General features: G+C 64.5%; 10 protein-coding genes. 7 read left to right on the top strand and 3 right to left on the bottom strand.

Annotation, left to right across the window (positions count from 1 at the left end; all coding sequences use genetic code 11):
• Positions 1–1,290, bottom strand: coding sequence for an isocitrate lyase (gene aceA, locus AC4FWB_RS23410; RefSeq protein WP_491028598.1), 1,290 nt, complete (start codon positions 1,288–1,290; stop codon positions 1–3).
• A 245-nt stretch (positions 1,291–1,535) separates the two neighbouring features.
• Here aceA and AC4FWB_RS23405 point away from each other — a divergent pair, with 245 nt between their 5' ends.
• From AC4FWB_RS23405 to AC4FWB_RS23380, 6 genes are all read left to right on the top strand, one after another.
• Complete coding sequence (locus AC4FWB_RS23405) at positions 1,536–2,984, top strand: helix-turn-helix domain-containing protein (RefSeq protein ID WP_491028597.1); 1,449 nt, start codon at positions 1,536–1,538, stop codon at positions 2,982–2,984.
• 166 nt (positions 2,985–3,150) lie between these two features.
• Positions 3,151–4,101, top strand: a complete 951-nt coding sequence (locus tag AC4FWB_RS23400) for a DMT family transporter (protein ID WP_491028596.1) — start codon at positions 3,151–3,153, stop codon at positions 4,099–4,101.
• A 341-nt stretch (positions 4,102–4,442) separates the two neighbouring features.
• Positions 4,443–5,540: a polyamine ABC transporter substrate-binding protein gene (locus AC4FWB_RS23395; RefSeq protein WP_491028595.1), complete on the top strand. Its 1,098-nt coding sequence runs from the start codon at positions 4,443–4,445 to the stop codon at positions 5,538–5,540.
• Between the two features lie 95 nt (positions 5,541–5,635).
• A complete protein-coding gene (locus tag AC4FWB_RS23390) occupies positions 5,636–6,775 on the top strand; it encodes an ABC transporter ATP-binding protein (RefSeq protein ID WP_491028594.1) in 1,140 nt (379 codons plus the stop codon).
• 9 nt (positions 6,776–6,784) lie between these two features.
• The gene (locus AC4FWB_RS23385) at positions 6,785–7,750 is read left to right on the top strand and encodes an ABC transporter permease subunit (protein ID WP_491028593.1); all 966 of its coding nucleotides are present in this window, start codon (positions 6,785–6,787) and stop codon (positions 7,748–7,750) included.
• Entirely contained in the window at positions 7,747–8,565 is an 819-nt protein-coding gene (locus AC4FWB_RS23380) for an ABC transporter permease subunit (RefSeq protein WP_491028592.1), read from the top strand. The genes AC4FWB_RS23385 and AC4FWB_RS23380 overlap by 4 nt, the downstream gene beginning before the upstream one ends.
• 187 nt (positions 8,566–8,752) lie before the next feature.
• Here the strand turns inward: AC4FWB_RS23380 and AC4FWB_RS23375 are convergent, their stop codons facing one another.
• Positions 8,753–10,645 carry an AsmA family protein gene (locus tag AC4FWB_RS23375; protein ID WP_491028591.1) on the bottom strand — a complete coding sequence of 631 codons (1,893 nt, stop codon included), beginning with the start codon at positions 10,643–10,645 and terminating at the stop codon, positions 8,753–8,755.
• Between the two features lie 265 nt (positions 10,646–10,910).
• On the opposite strand from AC4FWB_RS23375, the gene AC4FWB_RS23370 reads away from it, so the two are divergent.
• Positions 10,911–12,869, top strand: a complete 1,959-nt coding sequence (locus AC4FWB_RS23370; RefSeq protein ID WP_491028590.1) for an acetoacetate--CoA ligase — start codon at positions 10,911–10,913, stop codon at positions 12,867–12,869.
• A gap of 309 nt (positions 12,870–13,178) precedes the next feature.
• Here the strand turns inward: AC4FWB_RS23370 and AC4FWB_RS23365 are convergent, their stop codons facing one another.
• On the bottom strand, positions 13,179–16,973 hold the full coding sequence (locus AC4FWB_RS23365) for a PAS domain S-box protein (RefSeq protein ID WP_491028589.1): 3,795 nt from the start codon (positions 16,971–16,973) through the stop codon (positions 13,179–13,181).
• Positions 16,974–17,183 lie beyond the last annotated feature (210 nt).

Here is a 17,183-nt window from a genome sequence, read left to right as displayed (position 1 = left end):
TCACTCGGCCGCCGGCCTGAATTGGGCGTGCTCGGTCGATTCATGCATGGCGGTGGTCGAAGACTTGCCGCCGGTGATCGCCATCGAGACGGCGTCGAAATAGCCGGTACCGACCTCGCGCTGGTGCTTGGTCGCGGTGTAGCCGTGGGCCTCCGCCGCGAACTCGGCTTCCTGCAGTTCCGAATAGGCCGCCATCTGGCGGTCCTTGTAGCCGCGGGCGAGCTCAAACATGCCGAAGTTCAACTGGTGGAAGCCGGCCAGCGTAATGAACTGGAACTTGTAGCCCATGGCGCCGAGCTCCTTCTGGAACTTCGCGATGGTGGCGTCGTCCAGGTTCTTCTTCCAGTTGAACGATGGCGAGCAGTTGTAGGCGAGCAGCTTGCCCGGATGATGCTTGTGCACGCCCTCGGCGAACCTCCTTGCCTGCTCGAGGTCCGGCTTCGAGGTTTCGCACCAGATCAGGTCAGCATGCGGTGCATAGGCGACGGCGCGCGCGATGCAGGGTTCGATGCCGTTCCTGACATGATAGAAGCCCTCGACCGTGCGGCCGGCGTCGTAATCGACGAAAGGCCGGTCGCGCTCGTCGATGTCGGAGGTAAGCAGCTTTGCCGCCTCCGCGTCGGTGCGCGCCACCACCAGCGTCGGCGTGCCCATCACGTCCGCCGCGAGCCGCGCCGCGTTGAGGTTGCGGATATGCGCCGCGGTCGGGATCAGAACCTTGCCGCCGAGATGGCCGCACTTCTTCTCCGACGCCAACTGGTCCTCGTAGTGGACACCCGCCGCGCCGGCCTCGATGAAGGCCTTCATGATCTCGAAAGCGTTGAGCGGCCCGCCGAAGCCCGCCTCGGCGTCGGCCACGATCGGCGCGAACCAGGTCTCGACCGAAAGCCCGTTGCCTTCGGAGGTCTCGATCTGGTCGGCGCGCTGCAGCGTGCGATTGATACGCTTGACCAGCTCCGGCGCCGCGTTGGCGGGATAAAGCGACTGGTCCGGATACATGGCGGACGCGGTGTTGGCGTCGGCCGCGACCTGCCAGCCCGACAGGTAGATCGCCTTCAGCCCCGCCCTGACCTGCTGCATGGCCTGGTTGCCGGACATGGCGCCGAGCGCGTTGACGAAATCCTCCTCGTGGATGAGCTTCCACAGCCGGCTCGCGCCCATTTCGGCGAGCGTGTGGCGAATCTGGACCGAGCCGCGCAGCCGCTTCACATCCTGTGGCGAGTAGGGCCGTTCGATGCCGTCGAAACGGCCTTCCGGCGCGGACGGGACGAGGTTGTAAAAATCAGTCATCGGTTGCTCCAGGTCGGTCTGCTTTGCTCGGATGGCGCGTTCGGGGAGTCATTCGGCGCCGTTGATGTGTGACATCGTTTACAATTCGGCGCAAAAAGAGCCAGGAAAAGCGAAGATTCTTGGGAGAAATAAGGGAAAATCTGTATTGCGTTTGACAGGCCGGCGCAGTAAATTTGTCATGATTGTAAAAGGTGGTTGGCCGCAGGCCGCACCATTTCGTGTAAAATCTTGTCAAGGGCAGCTGAGTGGCCGACCAGAAAATCTTCGCCGGGCCCCGCATCCGCAGGCTTCGCAACGCCAAGGGCCTGACCCAGACGGCGATGGCCGAAGGGCTGGGCATCTCGCCGTCCTACCTCAACCTCATCGAGCGCAACCAGCGGCCGCTGACGGTGCAGCTCATCCTCAAGCTGGCCTCCGTCTACAAGATCGACCCGCACGAATTGCAGGGCGAGACCAAAGGGTCGATCGCGGCGCTGAAGGAAGTGTTCGGCGATCCGCTGCTGGCCGGCGAACTGCCGGGCGACCAGGAGCTGATCGATCTCGCCGAGATTGCTCCCAACGCTTCCGCCGCGATGGTGAAATTGTTTCGCGCCTATCGCGAGCAGGCCGAGCGGCTGTCGGATCTGAATGAGCTCCTGGCACGGGAGGGCAGGGCGACCGCATTGTCCGGCACCCGCCTGCCTGTCGACGAGGTGCACGAGACCTTCGAGCGTCGGCCGAACCATTTCGCCGCGCTCGAGGAGGAAGCCGAAGCCTTCATTTCCGTGCTCGATCCCGGCGATGACCTGTTCGGCGCGCTGAAGGCGTGGCTGAGGCGCGAGCACGGCATCGTGGTCAAGGTGCTGCCGGTCGCCACCATGCCGAACTGGCGCAGGCGCTATGACCGTCATTCGCAACGTCTGTTCCTGTCCGAGCGGCTCTCCCCCTTCGATCAGCTGCGCGAGGTCGCCATGGAGGCGAGCCTGATGCGCATGACGGTGGCGGTGGCGAGCGAAATCCAGGCGCTGAAGCTCGGCACCGACGAGGCGCGCCGGCTTGCCCGCTTCGAACTTGGCCGCTATGCCGCGCATGCGCTGATGATGCCTTATCAGGCCTTCCACGCGGCGGCTGTGCGCGCCCGCTACGACATCGACGTCTTGCGCTCGCGCTTCGGTGTTTCCTTCGAGCAGGCGGCAAACCGCCTGACCATGCTGCAGCGGCCCGGCGCCTCTGGCGTGCCGTTCTTCATGCTGGAGGTCGACAATGCGGGGAATCGCTTCCGCAAGGCGGGCAGCCTGGGCTATCCGCAAAGCCGCTTCGGCGGCGCCTGCCCGAAGCTTCCGGTGCATGCGGCCTTTTCGCAGCCGGGCCGGATCCTGGTCGAGGCGGTGGAAATGCCGGACGGCGCCGAGTTCCTCTGCATCGCCCGCACGCTCGAAGGGCCGCAAGGCGCCTTCTCCGAGCGGCCGCGGCGCACCGCACTTCTGCTCGGCTGCGACATCGGCTATCGCGACGAGATCGTCTACGGCGCGGCGCTGCCCGGACCATCGGCCGGCAAGGCCGCGCAGGGCACGACATTCGCGACGCCGGTCGGCCCGGCCTGCAGGCTCTGCGAGCGCGTCGGCTGCCTGGCGCGCGCCGAGCCGCCCGTGACCCGCCCGCTCGGTCTCGACGAGATGGTGACGGGCCTCAGCGCCTTCGATTTCCAGGGATAGCTCGTCGCCAAGCCTGTAGCGGCTGGCGGGGCCCAGCCGGGCTTTGTCCCACATGTCAGCGGATGCTGGATCACGCCTGACGCCCCGCTTTGCGCTACGCGAATGGAATATAGTCTGGTCGTCCTTGGTGGATCGTGCCGCCCGCAAATCGCTGACAGTCCCGCCCATGACCGATACCGCTTCGCCCCGCGCTGCCTTGCCCGCCGTCTCGCCGCGCGAGGAGCGGATCGGCATGCTGCTGGTGTTCCTGTCGGCGCTGATGTGGAGCTTCGGCGGCACCATCGCCCGCTTCATCCATGTCAGCGACAGCTGGACCGTGGTGTTCTGGCGCTCGCTCTGGGCGGTGGCCTTCCTCATCGCCTTCATGCTCTGGCGCGATGGCGGGCGCGGCACTGTGAAACTGTTCCGCGGCATGGGCCTGCCCGGGCTCGGCGTCGCCCTCTGTTTCGCCACGGCCTCGACGAGCTTCGTGGTGGCGCTCGCTTACACAACCGTCGCGAACATCCTGCTGATGCAGGCCGGCGTGCCGCTTCTGGCGGCCTTGCTTGCCTGGGTATTGTTTCGCGAACGCGTGAGCCTGGCCACCTGGATCGCCATTGCTGCGGTCATCACCGGCGTCGCCATCATGGTCTCGGAATCCCTTGGCGGCGCCGTCTCGCCGATCGGCGACGGGCTGGCTCTACTGATTGCGGTGATGTTTTCGGTGGCGACCGTCATCACGCGGCGTTTCGCGCATGTGCGCATGGTGCCGGCCAATTGCCTTGCTGCGCTGCTTGCCGGCCTGTTCGCTGCCTCGCAGGCTTCGGAATTCGCCGTTTCCGGGCGCGACATGGGTTTCCTTTTCGCCTTCGGCGTCCTCAATCTTGGCGTCGGGCTCGCCTTTTTCGCGATGGGGGCGCGGCTCGTTCCGGCCGCCGTTGCGGCGCTGCTTGGCACGTTCGAGCCGATCCTTGGGCCCATCTGGGTCTGGCTGGTCCATTCCGAGGTGCCTTCGGTGCGCACCATCATCGGCGGCGCCGTCGTCGTCACGGCGCTGCTTGTCCATATCGGGTTTGAATTCAAGCGGCAGACGCGTCCCGAGCGACCGGGCGTCACCGGCCTGCCGTCTCCCAATTGACGCCGCAGAGTCTTCCCCCATTGACAACCCCGTTGCCGGCCGGGCAGGCTGCAATTACGGCAACAACAAGACAGGCGTATCTTGCCAAGTGACTCCGCCGGCCTCACCGGGGCCGGACCGCATCGTCATATTTCTGCATCCGCCGCGGCGAACGCCGCTGACGCTGCCCGAACATCTTCCTGGAAGGGATGCACGGGCCACAACCGCCGCTCAACGGTCCGGCGCACCGCCAGGCGCACGCGCTTGGCGCTCCCCGGAAAGCTCAATAGCCTGAACCAGACGCCGTCTCGCGCCCATATCGCGACGAGTCGGCACGGGAACACTCACCAAAGGAGAACATTATGATCCGCAAAGCGCTTTTGCTTTCGGCGACTTCGGCATTCCTGACGCTCTTCACCGTCGGCGGCCACGCCGACGACCGCGTCGTCAACGTCTACAACTGGTCGGACTATATCGACAGCTCGATCATCGACGACTTCACCAAGAAGACCGGCATCAAGGTCGTCTACGACACCTTCGATTCCAACGAGATCCTGGAGACCAAGCTGCTGGCCGGCGGCAGCGGCTACGACGTCGTGGTGCCCAGCGCCAACTTCCTTGCGCGCCAGATCCAGGCCGGCGTGTTCCAGAAGCTCGACAAGTCGAAGCTGCCCAACATCTCCAACATGTGGGACGTCATTACCGAGCGCACCGGCAAGTACGATCCGGGCAACGAATACTCGGTCAACTACATGTGGGGCACGGTCGGCCTCGGCTATAACGTCAAGAAGGTCCAGGCGGCACTTGGCACCGACAAGGTCGACAGCTGGGACGTGTTCTTCAATCCGGACAGCCTGGCCAAGTTGAAGGATTGCGGCGTCTATGTGCTGGATTCGCCGGCCGACATCATTCCGGCGGCGTTGAAATATCTCGGCCTCGATCCGAACAGCACCTCGCCCGACGACATCGCCAAGGCCGAGGAAGCGCTGCTGAAGGTCCGGCCCTATATCCGCAAGTTCCACTCGTCCGAATACATCAATGCTCTGGCCAACGGCGATATCTGCCTGGCGGTGGGCTGGTCGGGCGACGTGTTCCAGGCACGCAACCGCGCCGAGGAAGCCAAGCAGGGTGTCGAGATCGGCTATTCGGTGCCGAAGGAAGGCGCCCAGATGTGGTTCGATCAGATGGCGATCCCGGCCGATGCGCCGCATGCCGCCGAGGCGCTTGAGTTCATCAATTACATGATGACGCCGGAAGTCATTGCCAAGTCGTCGAACTACGTGCTCTACGCCAACGGCAACAAGGCCTCGCAGCAGTTCGTCGACAAGGCGCTGTTAGAAGATACCTCGGTCTATCCGGATGAGGAGACGACCAAGAAGCTCTATACCGTGCAGCCATACGATCCCAAGACACAGCGCGTCATCACGCGCACCTGGACAAAGATCGTCACCGGCCAATAAGCGTCGAGACGCGACCCCGGCAGCCAACTGCCGGGGTCGCTTTCTTTTGAAGCGCCAAGAATTTGAAGCACCAACAATAAGAACGGAGTGGGGACATGAAATCGCTTGGCAGCATCCGCAGGGATTTCGCGCCGTGGAACGATCCGAGCGCCAAGCCGTACATCCAGTTCGACAAGGTGACCAAGAAGTTCGGCGACTTCACCGCGGTCAACAATCTGTCGCTGACCATCTTCGAGCGCGAGTTCTTCGCCCTGCTTGGCGCCTCCGGCTGCGGCAAGTCGACCCTGCTCAGGATGCTCGCCGGCTTCGAGGAGCCGACGGCCGGCCGCATCCTGCTCGACGGCCAGGACCTGCGGGGCATCCCGCCCTACAAGCGGCCGGTGAACATGATGTTCCAGTCCTACGCGCTGTTTCCGCATATGACGGTGGAGAAGAACATCGCCTTCGGCCTCAAGCAGGAAGGCATGCCCGCGGCCGATATCGAAAAGCGCGTCGCCGAGATGCTGAGGCTGGTCAAGCTCGAGCAGTTCGCCAAGCGCAAGCCGCATCAGCTTTCCGGCGGCCAGCGCCAGCGCGTCGCGCTCGCCCGCTCGGTCGCCAAGCGGCCGAAGGTGCTTCTTCTGGACGAGCCGCTCGGCGCGCTCGACAAGAAACTGCGCGAGGAGACGCAGTTCGAGCTGATGGACCTGCAGCAGGAGCTCGGCCTCACCTTCGTCGTCGTCACCCACGACCAGGAAGAAGCCATGACCATGGCCGACCGTATCGCGATCATGGACAAGGGCGAGGTGATGCAGGTGGCCACGCCGGCGGAAGTCTATGAGGCCCCGACCTCGCGCTTCGTCGCGCATTTCGTCGGCAATGTGAACATGTTCGAGGGCAAGGTCGCCGAGCGGGCGGCGAATACGACGCGCATCACCGGCGCGACCGGGGCGCAGATCGTCGTCGAGAACGCCGCCGAGACCGCCAACGGCGCCGACATCGTCTTCGCGATCCGGCCGGAGAAGATCAAGGTCTCGTCGAAGAAGCCGGCCGACGCCGTCAATGCCCTGGAGGGCGAGATCTACGATGTCGCCTATCTCGGCGACATGACCGTCTATCACATCAAGCTGGACGACGGGCAGATCGTGCGGGCAAGCGCGTTGAACGCGTCGCGCTTGACCGAGGATCCGCTGACCTGGAACGACCGCGCCTGGGTTTCCTTCCGGCCAGACGCCGGCGTCGTGCTGACAAGGTAGGAGCGGGTCATGACCAACATCGCCGTCACGGCTTCTCCACCGACCGCAACCGCTGCAGCATTGCCGGCGAGGCTGGCGAAGGGGTTCGTCGACCGCCTCGTCATCATCGTCCCCTATCTCTGGCTGCTGTTCTTCTTCCTCGTTCCGTTCATCATCGTCTTCAAGATCTCGCTGTCGACGACGGCGATTGCGATGCCGCCCTACACTCCGGTGCTCGATTTCACCGACGGCTTTTCTGGATTCTTCGCCGGATTCCGTGAACTGAACTTCGACAACTACACCTGGCTGACCCAGGACGCGCTCTACTTCAACGCCTATGTGACGAGCCTGATCATCGCCGCCATCTCGACGGTGCTGACATTGATCGTCGGCTATCCGATCGCCTACGGCATGGCGCGCGCGCCTGCGACGGTGCGCCCGACCTTGCTGATGCTAGTGATCCTGCCGTTCTGGACCTCGTTCCTGATCCGCGTCTATGCCTGGATCGGCATCCTCAAACCGGAAGGACTGCTCAACCAGGTGCTTTTGTCGCTGCACCTCATCAGCCAGCCGCTGGTCATCCTCAACACCTACACCGCGATCTTCATCGGCATCGTCTATTCCTACCTGCCCTTTATGGTGCTGCCGCTCTATTCGTCGCTGGAAAAGATGGACTATTCGCTGATCGAGGCGGCGCAGGACCTGGGCTGCCCGCAGACCGGCGCCTTCTGGAAGATCACCTTCCCGCTGTCGCTGCCGGGCGTCATCGCCGGCTGCCTTTTGGTGTTCATCCCGGCGGTCGGCGAATTCGTCATCCCCGACCTTCTCGGCGGCTCGCAGACGCTGATGATCGGCAAGACGCTGTGGAACGAGTTCTTCGCCAACCGCGACTGGCCGGTCTCGTCGGCGGTGGCCGTCATCCTGCTTCTGGTGCTGACCATTCCGATCATGTTCTTCCAGCAGGCGCAGGCGAAAGCCCAGGAGCAAGGCAAATGAACGCCACCTGGAGCCGCTTCAACATCACCTCGATCGTGCTCGGCTTTGCCTTCCTCTATCTGCCGATCGTGCTGCTCATCGTCTTTTCCTTCAACGAATCGAAGCTTGTCACCGTCTGGGGCGGCTTCTCGACCAAATGGTACGTGTCGCTGTTCCACAACCAGGGTCTGATGGATGCCACCTGGGTGACCGCGCGCGTCGGCGTCCTCTCGGCCACCGTGGCGACCGTACTCGGCACGCTGGCCGCGATCACCTTGACGCGCTATACGCGCTTCAAGGGCAGGGTGCTTTTTTCCGGCATGGTCTTCGCGCCGCTGGTCATGCCGGAAGTCATCACCGGCCTGTCGTTGCTCCTGCTGTTTGTGGCGGTCGGGCTCGACCGCGGCTTTTTCACGGTCACGCTCGCCCACATCACCTTCACCATGTGCTTCGTGGCCGTCGTCGTGCAGTCGCGCCTGGTCTCCTTCGATCGCTCGCTCGAGGAGGCCGCCATGGACCTCGGCGCGCCGCCGGTGAAGACCTTCTTCCAGATCACCTTGCCGGTGATCATGCCGGCGATCATCTCCGGCTGGATGCTGGCCTTCACGCTGTCGCTCGACGATCTGGTCATCGCCAGCTTCACCTCCGGTCCGGGCGCAACGACGCTGCCGATGAAGATCTACAGCCAGGTGCGCCTTGGCGTGACGCCGGAGATCAACGCCGCCTGCACCATCCTGATCGCGGTGGTCGCGGTCGGCGTCATCATCGCCTCGATCGCCAACAAGCGCCGCGAGGTCCAGCGCCAGCGCGACGAGCAGGCCGCGCAGCGCGGGTGAGGAACAAAGGGGCGGGCGCTGCTTGCGCCTCGCCTCCTATGCGATCCCTGACGGAGAGCTCATGCATGTCGCCCAGAAGTGTGTAGCGGTTCTGGGGCAACGGCATGCATTAAAACAAAGATTTAAAGCGCGTCGCCTGAATCCGTTTCAACGCGACGCGCTTTACGCGCTTTTCCGAAAAATTCGCTTATTGGCCTGAAACGCCGCGGCTGATCGGCGAGATGAACGGCGTGCTCCAGTTGCCGCCGACGAAGAACAGCGACTGGTTTGGGGGCTGCGGCGCCTGCACGGCCGCCTGACCGCTGGCGGCCGGTTGCTGCGCCTGCTGTTGCTGCGCGGGTTGCCCGGTCTGGACGATGCCGCCGGAGAGCGCCAGGCCGCGCCCGGCATAGGAGGCGATGCCGGAAAGCCAGATCTTGTACTTCTGTGCGTTGACCTCGGCCTTGTCCAGCCGCGCCACGCCTTTCGAGATGCTTGCCTTGATCTCGGCGCCGTCGATCGGCAGCGAGCCATCGGCGACATCGTCAAGCGCGAAGAACCCGCCCTGTCCGTTGCGCTTGAGGAAGGCAGGCAGGTTGAGGCCGTTGAGCGAGCCCGGCCCGAACGTCGCCGAGAAGGATCCGTCGGCGTTCTCGAAGATCGAGTCCCAGGCCTTGCCCGGCCCCTTGAGGATGATCGAGACGGTTCCGGTGCCGGCCGGCACCAGTCGCGTCATCCCGGCCGCGGTGGCGAAGGCGCCGGTGTCGACATCCGACGCCAAAAGCCGCATCTCGACCTGGGTGCCGTCCGGCTTGCGGTCGAAACGCAGGCTGCTCTGGATGTTGCCGTTAAAGGCGGAGGCGTCGGAGATGTCGAAGACGGCAAGCCCGTTCTTGACCTGCGCGGTCGCGGCGATGTCGGCAAGCTGTACCGGACCCGCGGTGGCGTGCGCCGCCGATAGCCTGAGATCGAGGTTGATCTTGTCGGCGAAGCTGGTGTCGATGTCGCCGGGGCCTGCTTCGCCGGTAGGAGTGATCGGTGTGAAGGCGGAAAGGAACGATCGAAGGTCGAGCGTGTCGAAGGCAAGCGTGCCGGAAATGACCGGCAGGGCCTCGCTGAACGAAAAGTCCAGCGCTCCCATGCCCGGGTTGTTGTTCAGCGCCACCGTCGTGTTCTCGAATTTCGCCCGTCCCGCCGACGCCGTCACCTTGCTGGCGACCGAGACGGAGCCGATCGCGGCACCTGGCGCGATGCCGGCCTGTGACCATTCAAGCAGGCGTCTGAGCGACGGAGCGGCGAATTTCGCCTGGCCGTCCAGATAGGCGTTCTCCGACATCGAGGCTACGCCGTCGAAGGAGAGGGTGGCGGGCGCCGCCTTGAAGGCGAGCGTGACGGGCGCGACGCCTCCGGCAAACAGCACCAGCGGCCTCGCCGAGGAAAAGTCGATCTGGACGCTTTCGCCGCGCCATATGCCGGTCGCCGTGAGCGTGGCGTCACTGTTCATCGCCGCCCAGTTCACCTGGCCGCTGAGGCTGCTCAGGATCTCAGTGTCCTTGCCACCCACTGACGTCACGACACGGCCGTCGCGGAACTCGACGGTGCCGAACGGATCGGAAGGCAGTCTGCCGAGGTCGGGCTTCTGCGGGTTCGCGGTGACTACGCCGCGCGCCGTGTCGATCGAGCGCGTGATGCGGCCGCCGGAGGGCAGCGGCGGCAAATAGAGGCCGCTCGCCGTGCGCTCGACCCTGATGGTTGGCCGCACCAGCCTTGCCGTCGAGAACGCCACGTCGCCTTGCAGGGCGGCCATGGCGGAGAGGTCGACTTCGACACGCTCGGCTTCGATCACCGGCGGCGCGTCGGTCTCTGTCCATTGCGACAGCGTCACGTCGCTGAGGATTGCCCGAAACTTCGGCCACACCTCGATGCGCGGCGAGCCGTCGATCGTCACGCGAAAACCGCTCCAGGCGCTCAATTCCCAGGCGATGCGGTCGCGCACGATCCGCGTCGAGGCAATCAGCGGCAGGGCGGCGACGGCCAGCGCGATGACCAGCACCGCAACGCCGATCACCCATACCCCGCGCCGGATCAAAGATGATGGCATTTCGCCCCGTATGCTTCCATTGCCGACAAAATCGCCCGACGGGTGTAACCGAGCGCCGTCGCTTTTCAAGTCTTTATGGCCCAGCGATGGCATTTGCATCGCATCCTTGCCGGTCATTCCCAACAAAATCTTGCTCTGCTGCGCTGCGGTATGCATAAGCGATAGACCCGTCCGGCCCCGCAACGGCACGCCGGTTTTGGGACAACGACGTGGGCGACGTCAGGCTTAACTGCCGCAATCGCGACGCGCTTTGGGAGGAACGATGATGGCCGCCGACACCCCCTTGTGGACGCCGACGCAGGACCGGATCGCCTCCGCGCCGATGACCGCCTTCCTGAAAGCCGCCGCAGCGAAATCGGGGGAGGCTTTCTCCAGCTATACCGAGCTGCACCGCTGGTCGATCGACGATCGCGAGGCGTTCTGGAGCCTGGTCTGGGATTTTTGCGGGTTTGTCGGCGACAAAGGCGAGCGGGCGCTTATCGACGGCGAGAGGATGCCGGGCGCGGCCTTCTTTCCCGACGCGAAACTCAATTTCGCCGAGAACCTCCTGAAGAAGACAGGCGGCGGCCTGGCCATCGTCTTTCGCGGCGAGGACAAGGTAGAGCGCAGGCTGTCCTGGAACGAGCTCAACGCACTCACCTCGCGCCTGCAGCAGCTCTTTCTGTCGCTTGGGGTCAAGCAAGGCGACCGCATCGCCGCCATGATGCCCAACATGCCCGAGACGGTCGCCGCCATGCTGGCCGCAGCGTCGATCGGCGCGGTCTGGTCCTCCTGCTCGCCCGATTTCGGCGAGCAGGGCGTGCTCGATCGTTTCGGCCAGATCGAGCCGGTCGTCTTCATCGCGCCCGACGGCTACTGGTACAACGGCAAGGCGATCGAGGTCGCCGACAAGGTCCGGGCGGTGGCCGGGAAACTCGCGACCGTGCGCAAGGTGCTGATCGTCGACTATCTCGGCACATCTTCCGATGTCGCCGCCACCATCGACAAGGCAGTGGCGCTCGAAGAGGCGCTGGCGCCCTTCGCCGCCAAGGCGCTTACCTTCGAACGGCTGCCGTTTTCGCACCCGCTCTACATACTGTTCTCCTCCGGCACCACCGGGATCCCGAAATGCATCGTGCATTCGGCTGGCGGCACATTGATCCAGCATGTCAAGGAGCATCGCCTGCATGCCGGCCTGCTCGACGGCGACCGCTTCTTCTACTTCACCACCTGCGGCTGGATGATGTGGAACTGGCTGGTCTCGGGCCTCGCCTCGGGGGCGACGCTTCTGCTCTATGACGGCTCGCCCTTCTATCCCGACGGCAACGCGCTGTTCGATTTCGCCGATGCGGAGGAGATGACCCATTTCGGCACCTCGGCGAAATTCATCGATTCCGTCCGCAAGGCGGGGCTGAAGCCCATCACGAGCCATGACCTCGGGAGCGTGCGCACCATCTCGTCCACCGGATCGCCGCTGTCGCCGGAGGATTTCCGCTTCGTCTATGACGGCATCAAGAAGGACGTGCACCTGGCCTCCGTCTCAGGCGGCACCGACATCGTTTCCTGCTTCGTGCTCGGCGTGCCGATAGAACCGGTCTGGACTGGAGAGATCCAGGGACCGGGTCTCGGCCTCGCCGTCGATGTGTGGAACGACGACGGCAAGCCGATCCGGCAGGAGAAGGGCGAGCTCGTCTGCGCAAAAGCCTTCCCGTCGATGCCGATCGGCTTCTGGAACGATCCGGAAGGCAAGAAATATCACGCGGCCTATTTCGAGCGCTTCGACAATATCTGGTGCCATGGCGACTTCGCCGAATGGACGGCGCATGGCGGCATGATCATCCATGGCCGCTCGGATGCCACGCTCAATCCGGGCGGGGTGAGGATCGGCACGGCCGAGATCTACAATCAGGTCGAGCAGATGCCGGAAATCCTGGAGGCGCTGTGCATCGGCCAGGATTTCGACAATGACGTGCGCGTCGTGCTGTTCGTGCGGCTGGCCGCCGGCGTCAGCCTCGACGAGGATTTGGAAAAGCGCATCCGCGCCAGGATCCGCACCGGCGCCAGCCCCCGCCATGTGCCGGCAAAGATCGTCGCCGTCACCGACATTCCAAGGACCAAGTCCGGCAAGATCACCGAGCTGGCCGTGCGCGACGTCGTGCACGGCCGCGCCATCAAGAACAAGGAAGCGCTCGCCAATCCCGAGGCGCTCGAGCTGTTCAGGAATTTGCCGCAGCTGGCCGATTAAGCATGCCGCCCAAAACTGTGCAGCGGTTTTGGGACAACGGCAAAGCCTGCCCAAAATGGCACTTCAGCATGGTTAAAAAATTCTGTCGGCCGAATTTACCTAGATTTCACGAGTGGTACACATTCGTAAATTTTTTCAGGCCGCGGTAAGGACTTGTTAAGGGACGGCGCCGATAGTCGCGTGTAACTTGAGGGAGAAATCCCGTTCCTCGTCCCCTGAGGATCAGATTCGCTCAAGCCCCGTTGTGACAGCAATCCCATCTTTCAAGGCGTCCATTGGACGCCTTTTTCTTTGCGAAGCCGTGTCCGATTATTCGGCCAGCACGCGCGTGGAAGGGAAACCAATCTCGACCAGTGTGCCTTCGCCGGGCGTCGAGGTGATGGTGAAACGGGCGCGGTTGGCCTCCACCATAGCCTTGGTCAGCGGCAGCCCGAGGCCGGTGCCGTCGCCGCGGCCGCGCTTCAGCGCATTGATCTGCTTGAACGGCTTCAGCGCCTGCTCGATCTCGGCCTGGGTCATGCCGATGCCGGTGTCGCGCACCCGCATGACGACGTCGCCGGAAGCCTCGTAGGCAGTCGACACGATCACCTGGCCGCCGGCCTGCGTGTAGCGGATGGCATTGGACAGGATGTTGAGCGCGATCTGGCGCACGCTTCTCAAATCCGCCACCACTTCCGGCAGCCGTGACGCGAAGCTGGAACGGATGATGACGCGCTCGCGGTTGGCCTGCGGCTGCATCATCGCCACCGTCTCGGCCAGCGTGTCGTTGAGCGACACCGCCTCGTAGGCCATCTCCTGCTGGCCGGCCTCGATCTTGGAGATGTCGAGCAGGTCGTTGACGAGGTCGAGCACGTGATTGCCCGAACGGTTGATGTCGCGCAGATAATCGCGGTAACGGTCGTTGGCTACGGGACCGAACTTCTCGTCCACCATCAGTTCGGAAAAGCCGATGATGGCGTTGAGCGGAGTGCGGATCTCGTGGCTGATGCGGGCGAGGAAATCCGTCTTTTGCGAGGAGGCGCGCTCGGCCACGGCGCGCGCCTGGGTGAGGTCCTCCTCGGCCCGCTTCCACTGTGTGATGTCGCGCACGACGGCGCAGAAGCCGCTGTCGTTGGGCAGCCTGCCGATAGTCATGAACAGCGGGATGAAACGCCCCTGCGCCTCGCGGCCGATGACCTCGCGACCGTCATTGAGCAGGCTCGCCACGCCCGGCTCGGAAAGGCCGGCGAGATAGTCGCGCGCCGCGCGCTGGCTTTCGATGGCGAACAGCGAGGCAAACGGCTTGCCGGCGATCTCGTCGCTGTCGAAGCCGAACAGGGCTTCCGCCGGGCGGCTGATCGAGCGGATATTGCCGTCGCGGCCGATCAGCACCACGCCGTCGGTGGCGGTGTCGATGATGGTGCGCATTTCGGCGATGCGCGATTTGAGCTCCGAAACATCCGGCTGCTGGCTCGGCTCGTCGTTCGCCGCACGGAAATGCGCCGCCGGCACTTCGTCCTCGCCCGAGCGGCGCACCACCAGCATCAGTGCCTTGCCGCCGCGCCACGGCACGGAACGCAACAGCGCATCGATCGGGAATTCCTGGCCCTGGCGGGTTGTAAGCTTCAGTGAACGGTCGCTTTCGTCGGCCTCGCCATCGTAATGGTCGGCGAACAGCGCGCCCAGCCCGCCGGCATCGGCAAGGTCCTCCAGCGTGTCATAGCCGGTGAGCTCGAGGAACGCCTCATTGGCGTAATGCAGCACGTCGCCGGAATGGATGAGCAGCGGCACCGGCAGCCTGGCGATGATCGACGTGTCGGGCGCCCTGGATTCCTCCCCGGTGGAGAAAGCCGACGGCACGAAGCCTTCGAGCTTGAGCAGCGGCACCGTAAGGCGCGGCCGTTCCGGTGACGCGGCTTTGCCTTCGCCGGGCTGTTCAGCTTCGGACAGGGCGCTGTCGGAGCCGGCCCAGTCCTCGCTGTCTTCCGCGTCGCGAAAATCGTCGGCGGTCATGCTGTCATCGTCAGCGCCGGCGTCAGACGCCTCGGCCGGTCGTTCGGCCTTCGGCTCGGATGTTTTTTCCGTCGCTGCGGTCTCGAAACCCGCCGCTTCGTCCGCGTCGTCGTCGGCTTTCTCGCGCCCGGCATAGTTGAGCAGCGAACCGGACGCGGGTGGCGTTTCGTCTTCGCCACCGGCAATCTCGGAAGCATCGTCGATGCCGTCGAGCCGAGCCAGGTCCTTCTGATCTTCGGCCTCGGTCTGCGCCTCAGCCGTCTCGACGGTTTCAGCCTTGGGCTGCGTTTGACTATCTTCTTGCGCTGCGGGCTCATGCCCAGTCGCGTCAGGCGCCGTCAGATCGGATTCGCCGGTCTTCGGTTGTTCCGCCGCTGGACCGGCCTTGTCGGCGGGCGCGGCCGCATCAGGCTGCTTTTCAGCGCTGGCGATGTCAGTGGTCGGCGGCTCGGCCGGGCCGGTACTGTCCTTCCGCAGCCGCTCGCCGATCTCGCGAAAGGCGCTGCGCTCGAGGATCGACAGGCCCTTGTCAGGTCCCGGCTGCCTGTCACTTCCCTGCTGCTTGTCATTTCCCGGTTGCTTGTCGTTGGCCGGCTGCCGATGCTCGGCCAGCCGGATCACCTTGTCGGCATAGCGCCGCTCCGGCTTCGGCACGATGGCCAGCGCCGGCACCTCGCCCTGGAACGGGTCGGCAGGCTTCGGCGGCTCGGCCGCGGGTTGCTCGGCGGCAGGCTCGGGTTCGGCCGGCGGGGCGCCATTGGGCACAAGCGCCATGCCGAGCGCTTCCGGATCGACAATGGCGTCGGCGCTGCGCGCGACGCCGAAGCCGCGAAAACCCTCGAAGGCACGGCTGCGGCCATAGACCGGCAGCGCCGCCAGGTCGACGGGGATCTTCAGGTCCGTGCCAGCCACCGGCCAAAGCACCGAGCGCCCTGACCAGGTATCGCGCCGCTCGAGCAGGGTGGCGATCTCGCCCGATGCGTCGAGACCGAAAGTCGTGGCGACATCCCTGAAGCGGCGGCCGATCACATCGGCGGCCGGCTTGCCGACGATGTCGGCGAATTCCGGCGACAGCGCGCTGAACTTGCCTTCGGCATCGGTGCGCCAGACGAAACGCAGCGGCGGCGCCGAACGGTCGATCGTGCGAGCCGCGGCCGGCTCTGCCGGCGGCGCGGTTTCGGCGGCGTCCTGCCGGTTTTCGGCCGCGGCATCCGTCGGTTCGACCCGCGCCGGCGCTTCCGGTTCGGGCCGCCCCGCGTCGCCGCCGCCGGCGTTGAAATACCAATGATCATGCTGCGCGGGACCGGTATCGGCAGTCTGCTTGCCTGCCTCGGCGCCGGTATCGTCCTCTCGGACGGGCGCGGCTTCAGTGGCGGCGCTCTTGTCTTCGGAGATGGTGGGCGCGCTTTCCGACGCTGCCGCCTGATCGCCGTCGTCCTGCCGGCCGTCGAGCTGCTCCTCATCGATCACCACCAGCAGATGGCGCTGGTCGGTGAGCCGCGCGAAACCGGCCGGGTAGGAGGTGCTTGCACCGGGAACAAGGCGCTTGACGATGCGGTCTCCAGCACTTGCCACATCCGCGACAAGGGCAGCCAGGGTCGCCGGCGTGATGCCGAGCGCGATAAAACCCTCCGAAGCCGCCTCGACACGGCCTTCGGCATCGACGAAGGCGATGAAATGCCCGGCCTCTGTGAAGCCGCCGATGGCGCGGCTGGCGATTTCGTCCGCGCTGCGCGAACCGGTCTGCGCCGCCGGCATCGCCAGCATGATCGCCTTTTCGCCGTCCGGCATCGTAACCGCGCTGGCGAGCAAGCCGACGGCACGGCTCACCATGCCGGTCGCCAGCCTGACGGTGATGGCGCGGTCGCTGCCGATATCCGGAAAGCCGCTGGTCGCCATGATCTGCCGCCTGGCGATCAGCGGCAATTGCGCCGAGGCGCCGATGATGGCCTCGATATCTGGATAGCCGAACACCGCGGCACCTGGCCCGTTGGCCCAGATCACCTGCTCGAGGTCGGCCGACAATATGGCAAGCGCGTCGCCGGCGGCGAAGCGCTGGCGCACCGCATCGAGCACGGCGACGTCGAGGAAGGAGTAGTTTTCAGGCGGCATGCGCTGGCGAACCCTCCGCAAGCGGGCATTTTCGGTTAACGCTTTGTTAATAAAAGCGTACGGGGCGAAGGTCCACAAGCCATGCCGTGCAACGACCGAAATCTCTGGGCTCGTGGTTAACGGGCGGGCGTTTTTATGGTGCGCTGCAACAAAGATATTGCAATGCACAAAAATTGCCTTTATATTGCCATCATACATGAACGAGACGGC

This window comes from Mesorhizobium sp. LEGMi-168a (genome assembly GCF_058312955.1).
Note: the sequence above shows the minus strand (reverse complement) of the source record. Positions and strands in the feature narration are given on the sequence as shown.

Excerpts from the sequence above, each read along its gene's own strand:
- aceA (WP_491028598.1), bottom strand. The coding sequence starts at position 1,290 with ATGACTGATTTTTACAACCTCGTCCCGTCCGCGCCGGAAGGCCGTTTC.
- AC4FWB_RS23400 (WP_491028596.1), top strand. The coding sequence starts at position 3,151 with ATGACCGATACCGCTTCGCCCCGCGCTGCCTTGCCCGCCGTCTCGCCG.
- AC4FWB_RS23395 (WP_491028595.1), top strand. The coding sequence starts at position 4,443 with ATGATCCGCAAAGCGCTTTTGCTTTCGGCGACTTCGGCATTCCTGACG.
- AC4FWB_RS23390 (WP_491028594.1), top strand. The coding sequence starts at position 5,636 with ATGAAATCGCTTGGCAGCATCCGCAGGGATTTCGCGCCGTGGAACGAT.
- AC4FWB_RS23385 (WP_491028593.1), top strand. The coding sequence starts at position 6,785 with ATGACCAACATCGCCGTCACGGCTTCTCCACCGACCGCAACCGCTGCA.
- AC4FWB_RS23380 (WP_491028592.1), top strand. The coding sequence starts at position 7,747 with ATGAACGCCACCTGGAGCCGCTTCAACATCACCTCGATCGTGCTCGGC.
- AC4FWB_RS23375 (WP_491028591.1), bottom strand. The coding sequence starts at position 10,645 with ATGCCATCATCTTTGATCCGGCGCGGGGTATGGGTGATCGGCGTTGCG.
- AC4FWB_RS23370 (WP_491028590.1), top strand. The coding sequence starts at position 10,911 with ATGGCCGCCGACACCCCCTTGTGGACGCCGACGCAGGACCGGATCGCC.
- AC4FWB_RS23365 (WP_491028589.1), bottom strand. The coding sequence starts at position 16,973 with ATGCCGCCTGAAAACTACTCCTTCCTCGACGTCGCCGTGCTCGATGCG.